This is a genomic window from Psychrobacillus mangrovi (genome assembly GCF_037104765.1).
Taxonomy (GTDB): domain Bacteria; phylum Bacillota; class Bacilli; order Bacillales_A; family Planococcaceae; genus Psychrobacillus; species Psychrobacillus mangrovi.
The window spans coordinates 56797-69676 of record NZ_JBAWSY010000010.1; the positions used below are offsets into that span (position 1 = coordinate 56797).

A 12880-nucleotide genomic window follows, 5' to 3' on the forward strand; every position below is an offset into this window, starting at 1 on the left:
TTCTAATGTTGTGTTCATTTAATATGATTTTTATAATCTGATATACGAGGAGCAAACACATGAAAGCACTTATTTTTGATGAATTTGGTGGACCGGAAGTACTGCAATACAAGGAAATTGATGCCCCTATCATAAAAGACAATGAATTATTGGTAAGAATGAAAGCGATTGGATTGAATTTTGCAGATATCTACAGAAGAAAGGGAAACTACCATCTTGCAGGTAAGCCTCCATATATATTGGGATATGAAGGTGCAGGTGTAGTAGAACAAGTAGGTAATAAAGTAACAAAATTTAAAGTTGGTGATCGTATAGCTTTTGCAGATGTCCCATTTGCTAATGCTGAGCTGGTCGCAGTTCCGATGGATAAAGTGATACTGTTACCAAGTGATATTTCCTTTGAAACAGCTGCATCTGTTTTACTACAAGGGTTAACCGCCCAGTATTTAACGAAGGATAGCTATGAAGTTAAAGCTAATGACACAATTCTTGTACATGCAGCTGCAGGTGGTGTTGGTCAAAACCTTGTTCAAATCGGTAAGCTATTAGGAGGAAAAGTTATTGGTCTTACATCCTCTTTAGAAAAATCTAAAGCAGCATCCGCAGCAGGAGCAGATTTTGTCTTTTTATATAGTGAAGATTGGAATAGAAAAATAAAAGAGGTAACAAACGGTTTAGGCGTGGACGTCGTTTATGAATCAGTCGGTTCTACCTTATCGGAAAGCTTCGAAGCAACAAAAGTAGGTGGAACAGTCGTCTTTTATGGAATGTCCGGGGGCGATCCTGATCCAATTGATCCGAGAATGCTTATGGATACTTCAAAAACTCTTACAGGTGGGGATTTATGGAATGTCCTCACTACATTTGAAGAAAGAAAAACACGTTCAACACAATTATTTAACTGGATTACTGAAGGGAAAATAAAAGTGAATGAACCGACGACTTTCTCCTTACGGGATGGTGCTCAAGCACACACACTATTAGAAAGTAGAAGAAGTGTCGGGAAAATTTTATTAATACCGTAAAAAAAGTAATTGTGAAATATCTGTGACATTTTAAATTAATTTCATTTATCTCGAAATCGAAGTAGTTTACAATCTTATATATTATCTGGTAATATATCGTTTGTTATTAAAAAATTTTTTGGAGGAATAACAAGTGAATATATTAGTAGTAAAAGCAAATAACCGTCCAGCTAATGAAGCTGTTTCAAGTAAAATGTACGAAACATTTATGGAAAATATCGAAGGTGCAAATGTAACCACTTTTGATGTATTTAAAGAAGATATGCCTTACTTCGGTCAAGATCTTTTCAATGCTTTTGGAAAAGTTCAAAACGGTGAAGAGTTAACTGACTTAGAAGCACGTCTATTAGCTGCAAAACAAAAAGCAATGGACGCATTAACTGCTGCTGATGTAGTAGTATTCGCATTCCCATTATGGAACTTAACAATTCCAGCACCATTACAAACGTTTATCGATTATGTGTACCAAGCTGGTTTCACATTCAAATACACAGAAGATGGTCAAGCTGTGCAATTAATGACTCACAAAAAAGCGATCATCTTAAATGCACGTGGAGGAGTTTATTCAACTCCAGAAGCTGCACCAATGGAAATGTCTGCAAACTACATCAAAAATGTAGCAGGTGGCGTATTCGGTATGCAAATTACGGATGAAGTTATCATTGAAGGGCACAATGCAATGCCTGACAAAGCAGAAGAAATTATTGCAGCTGGTTTAGAAAAAGTAAAAGAAGTTGCTCAAAGCCTTTCTACAATTAGTATAATTTAATTAAGTACTTATAAAAAACGTTCACAAGTCTAATGCTGACTAGTGAACGTTTTTTTATATAGACAGGTCAAATGTTTATCCCATTTATATAAGGGAAAATAATTGGTAATTAAATTGTTAAAAGGAGAGGTTATTTCGTATGGGGAAAACTGTTGCCGAGGTTGTAGTGGATCAATTGTCTTTATTGGGGGTCAAGCGAATTTACGGAGTTGTTGGGGATGCTATTATCGGACTATTGGATGCACTGGACAAACAGGGAAAGATTCAGTTTATTCCTGTGAAGCATGAGTCAGTTGCGGCATTTATGGCATCTGCTGAAGCTAAGCTAACGGGAAGACTTGCGGTTTGTACGGCTACGATGGGACCAGGGGCAGCAAATCTACTGAATGGCCTCGGAGATGCCTATTCGGATAAAGCACCTGTGTTAGCACTGACAGGCCAGGCACCACTTAACAAAATAGGTACAGACTATCAGCAATATGTTGATCAACAAGAACTATTTAAACCATTTGCCACTTATTCCGCAAATCTTGCTAGTGAGGATGCGATTGTTGATTTACTTGTAAAAGCGTCACAGATCTCCTTAGAGCAGCGGACAGTCACTCATATTTCTATTCCGAAGGATTTATTTCAGAAAGAAACAAGTAAGAAACCTCGAAAGCTACCGTCAGTGATAGAAGGGACAACCTCTTTCCAAATGGAAGATTTAAAAGAGGTGGCGGAAGTGATGAAATCAGCAACTAAGCCAATGATTCTAGCTGGGGCGGGAGCGGCTAATGGATCTTCGTCTCTTGAAGAACTTTCAAAAATTTGGGGAGCAGGTATTTTAGTCAGTCTAGGCGGTAAAGGGGTGTTTGAGGAAATGACGCCACAGCTTCTCCAAGGAATAGGAGAAGGGGGAAATCCTTATGCAGCTGAAGTCTTCAAGGAATCTGACGTTGTTCTACTCGCAGGAGTGACATGGTGGCCAGAGGGGTACGTGCCGAAAAAAGCAAGGATTATTCAAATTGATACCCACTTTGAGAATGCTACTAAAAGCATTCCAGTAGAAGTTGGTGTCAAAGGTAAAGTAGAACATGTTGTTCCGCTTCTCTTACAAAGCTTAGCTGACTATAAAGCGAGTTCCGAGTGGTTGTCGCGTATCGAAGAAACGAAAGGAAAATGGTCCAAACAAAACGAAGAAGAAGGTCAAAGGTCTGGTTTTCCTGTCTATCCTTCTCGCATAGTTAGAGCTATTGAAAAAACAATCGCTGAAGATGCGGTACTTACATTGGACACAGGAGATGTAACGGTTTGGTTTAACCGTAATTTCCGTCCTAATAAGCAGAGAGTTTTATTTTCCGGCTATTGGCGCTCCATGGGCTTTGGACTACCAGCTGCCATTGCGGCTAAGCTTGAACAACCTGAAAAACAAGTAGTTGCTGTTGTAGGAGACGGTGGTATTGAGATGACCCTGGCTGACCTTCTAACTGCCACTCGCTATAACTTGGATATCACAGTAATCGTATTTAATAATGGCTCGTTACAAATGGAAATAGATAAAATGCAAGCGGCTGGAGATAGAGAATTAGGAACACAACTAACGAACCCAGACTTTGTTCAAGTAGCAGAAGCTTGCGGGTGGACCGGTCTCCGTGCTGAAACGGATAGTGAATTGGAAACAATTCTCGAACAAGCAATCAGAACAAATGGTCCGACCTTGGTTGATATTCCCACTGCTCAGGAGTTCTTTCCAGAAACAAAGTAAACATAAATAGAAGAAAGTCCTGTGTTCAACTCACACAGGACTTTTCTTTATGAAAGTATTACGATTCCTTCGTATTTGTAGGAACTCTTACACCGAGTCGTTCTTGTTCTTGCTCTGCTAGGATTTCGTTGTCTTCTGCATTATCACGAGTGACTTTTTGAGTAAGGATTGCCCCAACTGCCACTAATATCATTACGGCAATATAATATCCCTTTTCATTGAGCTCTAGGTTATCTGCATTATAAAGACCAATACTAAACATGAAGACACCAGCGAATAAAGTAAAATAGGATAATGCAGTGAATGCCATTGTATTCCGCCTTCTATATTTTCTATTGTTCATAAAAAACTCCCTTCTTCCTTTCTAATATATATTCAGAAGTAAGGAAAAATTACCCTTTAACTTTAATTTGCAGGCTTATATATTTTCGATTAATTCCTTTAAGTATGGACCAGCCGTAATCATCTTCGCTCCATACCAAAACATCTCTCCATCTACTAAAATAATTTTCGTATTCGGAAGAAAGTCCTGGAACTCAGCTATATGTTTTTCTTGGAATGGAAAAGGCTCAGAAGCTAATAAAAGAACGTCGAGGTTTGACTTTGCAAATTCCTCCTTTGTCACTGAAGGATACCTGGAACCAACTTTCTCAAATGGATTATGGAAACCTAGCGTATAAAGAACATCATTAATATAGGTGGTTCCACCAACAACCATATAAGGTTTTCGCCAAATGGCGTAAGCAGCTTTTTTTATATTGCCAACAGGTGTAGCGGGGAATGAAGCTTTACATGAAGCGATGATCTCATCTGCTTTCTGTTCTTTATTGGTCAGCAATCCCAAAGTTTTTATAAAACGATAGGCATCTTTGATTGACTGTACTTCTAAGACAAAAACTGGTGCAATTTTTTCTAAGGCTTGCACGATTTCTTTCGTATTTTCTTCCTTTTCAGCAAGAATCAAATCTGGTTGTAATCCACGTATTTTTTCCTCATTTACTTCTTTTGTCCCACCGACAATTTCTACTTTATCTACAGTCTTTTTAGGGAAAATACAATATTTTGTACGTCCAATTATTTCATTATCTAAACCTAAAGCAAATAGTGTTTCCGTAATAGCAGGGCAAATAGAAACAATACGCTTTGGAGGAGCAGTAATTTTCACTTCTCTTCCAAGATGATCATTTAATAGTTGTGACATTTTACTTCTCCTATTCTATTAAAATTAAGAAAGCTTATAATGCTATACTTCAATATCGGACGAAAATTGTCCTTTAAAATCTTACTTTCCTATTCTATCAAGTAATTTATGCAAGCGCTTGCATTATCGTTGTAGAAAGATTAGAATATTTCTAACACTTGGTAAATATGGGATGGTGAAAGTAATGGAGCCTTGGTGGAAACGGAGTATCGTATATCAGATTTATCCTAGGAGTTTTATGGATTCTAATGGAGACGGGATCGGTGATTTGCAAGGTATTATCTCCAAAATAGATTACTTGAAGAACCTCGGTATAGATGTTATTTGGTTAAGTCCAGTCTATGATTCTCCGAATGATGACAATGGCTATGATATTCGTAATTATCAAGCGATTATGCAAGAGTTTGGAACGATGCAAGATTTGGAACAACTGATTGAGGAAGCGAAACAAAGAGGGATTCGAATTGTTATGGACCTTGTAGTCAATCATACATCAGATGAACATGCATGGTTTGTCGAATCACGTTCCTCGAAGGATTCCGGTTATCGTGATTATTATATTTGGAGAGAAGGTAAGGAAGAACAGCCTCCAAATAATTGGGGTTCTATTTTTTCTGGCTCCGCATGGGAAATGGATGATAAGACCGATTCTTATTATTTGCATTTATTTTCGAAAAAACAGCCTGATTTGAACTGGGAACACGGGCCTCTTCGAAATGAGATCTTTGATATGATGAAGTTTTGGTTAGAAAAAGGAATTGGCGGCTTCCGGATGGATGTTATTAATTTTATTTCAAAAGACGAGAAGCTCCCTAACGGAACGATTCACGATGAACAAATGTATGGCGATGGAAGTGCTTATTTTATGAATGGTCCAAAAATCCATACATATCTACGGGAAATGAATGAAAAGGTTCTGAATCATTATGATGTGTTAACTGTTGGCGAAATGCCCGGCGCTTCTCCTGAGGATGCTCAAATTTATACAGATCCAGACAACCAAGAAGTGAATATGATCTTTACATTTGAGCATATGAATTTAGATAGTGGCCCTAATGAAAAATGGGATGTTCGCCCGTTAGACTTGGTAGCATTAAAACGAAACTTTGAAAAATGGCAGCTTGCGCTTCATGAAGTAGGGTGGAACAGTTTATATTGGAATAATCATGACCAACCACGAGTCGTTTCTCGCTTTGGGGAAGATGGTGCATATCGAGAATTATCCGCTAAAATGTTGGCAATTTGTCTTCATTTGCTCCAAGGGACGCCCTATATTTATCAAGGGGAAGAGATTGGGATGACCAATGTGAAGTTTGATAGTTTAAGTGATTATCGTGATATTGAAACGCTTAATATGTACAAGGAAAAGCGCCAACAGGGGATTGCTCATGAAGCAATTATGTCTAGTATTTATGCAAAAGGTAGAGATAATGCTCGAACTCCTATGCAATGGGCACCAGACGGCGGCTTTACAACCGGGACACCATGGATTCGGATGAATACCAATACTACTTTTATTAACGTAGAACAAGCGCTTGCGAACGAATCATCGATTTTTTATACCTATCAAAAGCTCATACAATTAAGAAAAAAACATGCTATTATCACGCATGGAAGCTTTCAATTATTATTGCCTGATCACCCAGACCTCTTTGTGTACAAACGACAAACAGACGAAGAAGAATGGTTAATTGTAAACAATTTTTCAGATAGACCGAACCAACTTGTATGGAAGGAATTCGTTCCTCATTCCAAAGGTAACGTTATGATTTCTAACTATGAATCTCTTAAAATAGAGGGAGATATTGTGGAAGTACGTCCTTACGAGTCATTTGTGCTCGCTTTTGAAAGGAGAAAGTCAATTGAAGAAAGTACTTGGAGTTGACATTGGAGGAACAAAAATACGGTTAGGTGTTGTAAATGAAACTGGTAAAGTTTTATCAGATACAACAATTCCAACTATTTTACCGTTATATCCTTATTTAGAAGAACAAGTTTTAAAGATGATTGAAAATTTTCCTGATATATCGGGTATCGGAATTGGTACTAGAGGAATGGTCGATGCCAAAACAGGAGTTGTCACTTTTGAAACGGAGCTGGAAGGATGGCAAGGAACCCCTGTAAAAGCTCAGCTAGAGGCAGCAACAAGTTTACGTGTAGAGATTAACAATGACGCAAATTGCGCTGCGCTAGCAGAAGGCAGACTTGGTGTAGCGAAAGACTACGAAAGAGTAGTTTGTTTAACGGTAGGAACTAAACTGGGAGGCGGCTTCGTTTTTGGTGGAAATGTCGAGAACGGAGTACATGGTGGTGCAGGAGAGGTTGGTCACTTGATATTGTATCCACATGGATTGCTATGTGGCTGTGGTAGACAGGGCTGCAGTGAGCAATATGTTTCTGGTACTGCATTAAAGAGATTGATTGACGAGGAAAATGTCATCGATCCAAATACAGGAGAATTGGTAATAGCTCATAATTTGTTTCGTTTGGCATCTTCAGGACTCCCAAGTGCTGTAACAGTTCGGGAGCGATTTCTTTCGGATTTTGCCATTGTCATATCTAATCTACAAGCAGTGTTAGATATGGATTGCGTTGTAATCGGCGGAGGGGTTGCAGATTCGGCCGATGATTGGTGGGAGGGTCTTCTTGCAAAAGTGGAGCCACTGAAACTAAAACCATTTGAGATAAAGCGTGCAAGTTTCGGAAATGAAGCAGGAATGCTTGGAGCGGCTATGCTTGTAATGGATGATACAATTTAATAGAAAAAACGTTTTGTCCATTGGGGTCAAAACGTTTTTTATTTGAAATCGGATGGTCTACTCGAATAATCGGATGGCTAAGTAGTAAAATCGGATGGTTTACTCGAATAATCGGATGGTTAAGCAGTAGAATCGGATGGTTCACTCGAATAATCGGTTGGCTAAGCAGTATAATCGGATGGTTCACTCGAATAATCGGATGGCTAAGCAGTAAAAACGGATGGTTCAACCAAATAATCGGAGGGTCTATTCTCTTCTCCTTCCAACAAAAAAGTAGTGCAAACCATTTATTTGGTTTACACTACTTTTTTTAATAGCCAGGTTTATTTAGAATCTTAAACATATTCGTTTTATAACCTTCTACTCCTGGTTGGTTAAATGGATTGATGTCGAATAAGTATGCACTATACGCACAGGCAATCATATAAAAATATAACAAGTGGCCAAGATGCTGCTCATCAAGTTGATCCATTGTAATTGTAACCTGAGGCACACCGCCCTGGAGATGCGCAGATGCTGTTGCTTCATGACAAGCTGCGTTAAACTCGTGTAGTGTTAGACCACTTAAGTAGTTCAGTTCATCCCCGTCATTTTCTGCTTCAAAAACAGTCAAATCAACTGGAGTTTTTTCAACCATCAAAAATGTTTCGAACAACATACGTTTACCATCTTGAATGTATTGTCCTAAAGAATGCAAATCTGTTGAATATGAAACAGACGAAGGGAAGATTCCTTTCCCTTCTTTTCCTTCACTTTCTCCGAATAATTGCTTCCACCATTCTTGTACATATTTCAACTTTTCGTCAAAAGTTGCCAAGATTTCGACAGGATAGCCTGCATCATATAAATGCTTTCGGATAACGGCATATTGAATAGCACGATTGGATTTTGTATCGAATTTACCAAATTCCTGTTCTGCTATTTTTGCGCCGTTGATTAGTTGATCAATATCAAAACCAGCAGCTGCAATCGGTAACAAGCCAACCGCAGTCAAAACAGAATAGCGTCCTCCAATACTATCTGGAACGACATAACGTTGATATCCTTTATTAACAGCGAGTGTACGCAAGGCGCCTTTTTCTTCATCAGTCGTGACAATGATACGTTTGGCAGCTTGATCTCCATATCGTTTTTCCATATACTGTTGTAAAAAACGGAATGCGATAGCAGGTTCTGATGTCGTTCCTGATTTTGAAATGACGTTTATCGTAACCTCTTTATCATCTAAATATGTCATTAATTGCTTTAAATATTCACCACTTACTAAGTGTCCCGCAAAAATTACTTCTATATCTTTAGATTGTTGAAATGGTGTAGATAAAGCTTCTATTACTGCTTTTGATCCTAAGTAGGATCCTCCAATACCTATTACAACTAATACATCGGAATTTGAGCGAATACGGTTAGCAGTTTCTTTAATATCGTCCAGAAAATCTTGGCTAAGAGTACTTGGCCAATCTAACCAACCTAAAAAATCTGCACCTTTTGAAGATTTAGAATGAATTCCTTTATGTATTGCTTCCAATTTGTTTTCCAACTCAGGTGTAAGGAGCTCAAGGTAGTCTCCTGAATAGCTTAGAGAAATATTCATGCTTATCTCCTTTATACAGCATATTTTTCTATCTTTTATTTTACCATTGTTTAGAAAATAAATCGCTCATATTGATGTTTTTCAAAGGAGAGAGAAGAAGGGCATACACCAAAAACAATTAAATTAACCAAAAAATCACATTCTGCTATAACGCAAAATGTGATTTTCTTCTTATTAAAACATTGGGAAAATATATGAGATTAAGAACCAAAGAACACCGAAGAAAATAATGAGATAGGCAGCATATTTAATAAATGTTGCGCCTACTAAACCAGTATCTGTTTTTTCTTCTCGATGTACCTCTACACGTTTTTCTTCATCCATTATTTATCACTCCATCCCTGTTTATTCTTGTAATCTACATACCCTGTAACTACTAATGTAAACAAATAAAGCACACAATTGGTAATCTACCAAATGTGTGCTGTTTAATATTACGATGTATTATGGTGATAAAAAAACTATTGAACTTCCATGTGCAAATCACCTGTTTTGGCTAATCCTCTAGTTTTTAACAAATGATAAACAGTTATAGAAATAAGAGCTGGTAAAACTACTCCTAATACAATATACATCAGGAGAACTCCTATACCTTGATTTGCCAAGATATTTAGGGGAGCAATAAAGGAATTTAGTCCAAGTCCAGCTAATGTATAAGGAACTTGAAAGTTAAAAACCAGTATCGTAATCGGTGCACAAATAACGGAAGCGAGAAATGGACCAATAACAAGACGTGGATTTTTAACGATATTCGGAACTTGCACTTTTGGTGTTAAGAAAGACTGTGCAATATTTGCACCAAGATCGTTTTGTTTCCATGACATCGCTGTAAATCCTGCAAACTGAGCAGTACATCCAATTAATGCAGCTGCACTGGAAACAGGGTCGAGTTGTAAGGCAATTGCAATTGCTGCTGAGGAAGCAGGAGACATTAGGAAGATACTCCACACAAGTGCAATCACAATGGAACCGATAAGAGGTGAACCTGAAACAGAATTTGCAATAAAACTACTTAATGATTCTAATAGTGGAGTAGTTACTGCAGCTAAACCAACACCAGCAACACCTCCAATTAGTATGGAAGCAAATGGGATAGCTAGCATATCTAATTTTGTCTTACCGGCTATGCGTTTTCCAACCCAGATAGCAACGATTGCAGCCAAAACTGCGCTAATCGGTTGTCCTGTAGTGAGTACCCAGGCACCATCTGCACTAAGGTGCAAAGCATTAGCACCAACAGTACTACAAGCCATAGCACTAAATATCACTAATGTATTTCCGCCAAGTTGGTAGGCGATACCAGCTCCAATAGCAGGAGCTAACATAAGCTGTGCAGCCTTTCCAATTACTAAAAAGCCTTCCCAACCTGTAAATGTTCCAAATGTTTCTATAAGAAGACCGATCCCTAGAGTGACAAGAACTGCATTTGCTAATCCTTGGGACCCCTTGTACATTCGGTCGATCAAATATTCTTTCGTCGACTGCTTCATTATGTATTCCTCCTAATATATAGTATTAAATATATTGCGAATTATTAAAAAATAAAAAGCCCTTTTCAGGACCCGCACGCAAAGCTATTGATTGGCTGTTGTCTTATTACCTTAAATAATTTCTCTAATAGCGGCTTCTTGTTGTCTTTTATTCTTGATGTCTGTTCCTCTCTTTTGAAATTGTTATAATATTAATATAATAATTGTTTTTAGTCAATATCAATTTTTTCTAAATTTTATAAAAAACATGTATGGTTACTTGGTAAATACGTACATTCAGCTTTATCATCAAGACGTATAGCAGTAATGTCCCATTTCCCTATTTATAATTGTCCCATTCTTCCCTCAAAATACCCATACGGATTTAATCGTAATATTCTCCTTTATAAAATCTCACTTTACGAATTCGTGCCTCAAGCGTCATACCTAGTTTTTCTCCAACACGAATCATTCTCTCATTACCCGCCCATGTTGTATATCCAACACGAACTAGAGGCATGGTATTAAATAAATGCTCTGTCCAAAGTTTTAAAGCCAAGGGTAGGAATGAAATTAGCTTATACCAAAGCTCTATGGAATAAATTCTAGTAAAATGAACGAGCACTATTTTTTTAGTTTTAGTATATTTAGCAAGTAAAAAAATTAGGAAGAAATTTTATGGTGCCGAAAATTCGGGCCCTATTTTTCTTGGTGTCTAAATCAGTATGATAAAAAGAAATTTGTTCATACTATTTCGTAACTTCCTAAATCTAATAATTATTTGAGAAAATTTATATTAATTTTGCTATTTTGAATTTGAGGTAATCTATTGCTTAAAGGAAAGGGAAAGGTTAGTATTTCTTCATACCAATTATGAATTAATTTTTTTCTGTATATGTCTAGAAGTTTTGATCCGACAAGATTGAAAAGACATAATACAGGAAGTTTGACTAAAAATCAATGATGTAAGGGGTAGTATTAAACTACTCTTTCTTTTTAGAGCCCCTATTTTTCATTCTTTCTCAACCAAAAAATGAAAAATAAGGGCTAGTTAATTTACCAACTAGGAGTTGCTGCTATGTATTTTCTATTAAATATTTTAGGAATTATTGTTGTACTTGGGCTTGTATACTTATGTTCTCCAAGTAAGAAAGAAATTAGATGGAGACCGATTGTTTCTATACTAATTGTAGAGTTCATTGTTACTGCCTTCATGCTAGGAACAAATATTGGTGCTTGGGTCATTAATAAAATTGCCGATTTCTTTTTATGGTTAATTGAATGTGCAAATGCAGGGATTGCTTTTGTTATTCCTTCTTTCTTTGCAAATGAATCGTTAGACTTTTTAGTTAGTGCATTGCTTCCGATTATTTTTGTCGTAACCTTTTTTGATATTCTTACTTACTTTGGTATTTTAACTTGGCTGATCAATAAAGTTGGTTGGGTAATTTCTAAAATATCAGGATTACCTAAATTAGAGAGTTTCTACTCAATTCAAATGATGTTCTTAGGAAATACGGAAGCTTTAGCTGTTATTAGAGACCAACTAGCAGTATTAAAGGATAAACGTTTACTTACTGTGGGAATTATGAGTATGAGCTGTATCAGTGGATCCATTATAGGGGCCTATTTAACGATGCTTCCGGCCGAATATGTATTTAGTGCCATTCCATTAAACTGTTTGAATGCACTTCTCATTGTCAGTTTATTAAATCCAATGACCGTGACAAAAGAAGAAGATATTATTTATACACCTCCTAAATCAGAGAAAAAGGATTTTTTCTCAACTATTTCGAACAGTATGATGGTTGGTATGAATATGGTAATCGTTATTGCAGCTATGCTTATCGGATATGTTGCTTTAACGGCTGCGGTAAACGGAATACTGGGTGTATTTGTTAGTGGCTTGACTATCCAAAAAATCTTTGGTGTTATTTTTAGTCCGTTCGCATTGTTGCTTGGCTTGCCAATGCAGGAAGCCATGTATGTTGCGGAGTTGATGGGAACAAAATTAGCTACAAATGAATTTGTTGCGATGGTAAACCTAAAAGATCAATTACAAACGTTGTCACCACACACTGTAGCTGTAGCAGCGACATTCTTAACTTCATTTGCAAACTTTAGTACAATTGGTATGATTTATGGTTCATACAATTCTCTATTATCAGAAGAGAAATCCGCTATTATTGGGAAGAACGTTTGGAAACTTCTTGTCAGCGGAATCGCTGTTTCATTATTAAGTGCTGCAATTGTTGGTTTATTTGTTTGGTAATAAAATAACGGATTTAACACAAAAAGACTCGAAATTTTTCGGGTCTT

The 12880-nt window shown here is 37.1% G+C and carries 12 protein-coding genes and 1 pseudogene; 7 read left to right on the top strand and 6 right to left on the bottom strand.

Annotation, left to right across the window (positions count from 1 at the left end):
• Positions 1-59 precede the first annotated feature (59 nt).
• From WAX74_RS13485 to WAX74_RS13495, 3 genes are all read left to right on the top strand, one after another.
• A complete protein-coding gene (locus tag WAX74_RS13485) occupies positions 60-1025 on the top strand; it encodes a quinone oxidoreductase family protein (protein ID WP_336498190.1) in 966 nt (321 codons plus the stop codon).
• Between the two features lie 133 nt (positions 1026-1158).
• The gene (locus WAX74_RS13490; RefSeq protein WP_336498191.1) at positions 1159-1794 is read left to right on the top strand and encodes an FMN-dependent NADH-azoreductase; all 636 of its coding nucleotides are present in this window, start codon (positions 1159-1161) and stop codon (positions 1792-1794) included.
• A gap of 139 nt (positions 1795-1933) precedes the next feature.
• A complete protein-coding gene (locus WAX74_RS13495) occupies positions 1934-3541 on the top strand; it encodes a thiamine pyrophosphate-binding protein (protein ID WP_336498192.1) in 1608 nt (535 codons plus the stop codon).
• A 58-nt stretch (positions 3542-3599) separates the two neighbouring features.
• Here the strand turns inward: WAX74_RS13495 and WAX74_RS13500 are convergent, their stop codons facing one another.
• Complete coding sequence (locus WAX74_RS13500) at positions 3600-3884, bottom strand: YiaA/YiaB family inner membrane protein (RefSeq protein WP_336498193.1); 285 nt, start codon at positions 3882-3884, stop codon at positions 3600-3602.
• Positions 3885-3959: 75 nt separating this feature from the next.
• Entirely contained in the window at positions 3960-4742 is a 783-nt protein-coding gene (locus WAX74_RS13505) for an ABC transporter substrate-binding protein (RefSeq protein WP_336498194.1), read from the bottom strand.
• A 172-nt stretch (positions 4743-4914) separates the two neighbouring features.
• Here WAX74_RS13505 and WAX74_RS13510 point away from each other — a divergent pair, with 172 nt between their 5' ends.
• The 3 genes from WAX74_RS13510 to WAX74_RS13520 are packed head-to-tail and all read left to right on the top strand — an operon-like array spanning position 4915 to position 7815.
• The gene (locus WAX74_RS13510) at positions 4915-6627 is read left to right on the top strand and encodes a glycoside hydrolase family 13 protein (protein WP_336498195.1); all 1713 of its coding nucleotides are present in this window, start codon (positions 4915-4917) and stop codon (positions 6625-6627) included.
• Entirely contained in the window at positions 6605-7501 is an 897-nt protein-coding gene (locus WAX74_RS13515; RefSeq protein ID WP_336498196.1) for an ROK family protein, read from the top strand. The genes WAX74_RS13510 and WAX74_RS13515 overlap by 23 nt, the downstream gene beginning before the upstream one ends.
• 20 nt (positions 7502-7521) lie before the next feature.
• A complete protein-coding gene (locus tag WAX74_RS13520) occupies positions 7522-7815 on the top strand; it encodes a hypothetical protein (protein ID WP_336498197.1) in 294 nt (97 codons plus the stop codon).
• Here WAX74_RS13520 and WAX74_RS13525 read toward each other — a convergent pair.
• The 4 genes and pseudogenes from WAX74_RS13525 to WAX74_RS13540 form a co-directional block, all read right to left on the bottom strand.
• Positions 7812-9092 (bottom strand): glucose-6-phosphate isomerase, encoded by a 1281-nt coding sequence (locus tag WAX74_RS13525; protein WP_336498198.1) that lies wholly within the window; start codon positions 9090-9092, stop codon positions 7812-7814. The genes WAX74_RS13520 and WAX74_RS13525 overlap by 4 nt on opposite strands.
• Before the next feature lie 174 nt (positions 9093-9266).
• Positions 9267-9416 (bottom strand): hypothetical protein, encoded by a 150-nt coding sequence (locus WAX74_RS13530; protein WP_172794361.1) that lies wholly within the window; start codon positions 9414-9416, stop codon positions 9267-9269.
• Between the two features lie 137 nt (positions 9417-9553).
• Positions 9554-10582, bottom strand: coding sequence for a PTS transporter subunit IIC (locus tag WAX74_RS13535; RefSeq protein WP_336498199.1), 1029 nt, complete (start codon positions 10580-10582; stop codon positions 9554-9556).
• A 364-nt stretch (positions 10583-10946) separates the two neighbouring features.
• Positions 10947-11117: pseudogene (locus WAX74_RS13540) on the bottom strand (GNAT family N-acetyltransferase); the annotation flags it as partial.
• A gap of 522 nt (positions 11118-11639) precedes the next feature.
• Between WAX74_RS13540 and WAX74_RS13545 the strand changes: the two are divergent.
• On the top strand, positions 11640-12833 hold the full coding sequence (locus WAX74_RS13545; RefSeq protein WP_336498200.1) for a NupC/NupG family nucleoside CNT transporter: 1194 nt from the start codon (positions 11640-11642) through the stop codon (positions 12831-12833).
• Positions 12834-12880: the final 47 nt, after the last annotated feature.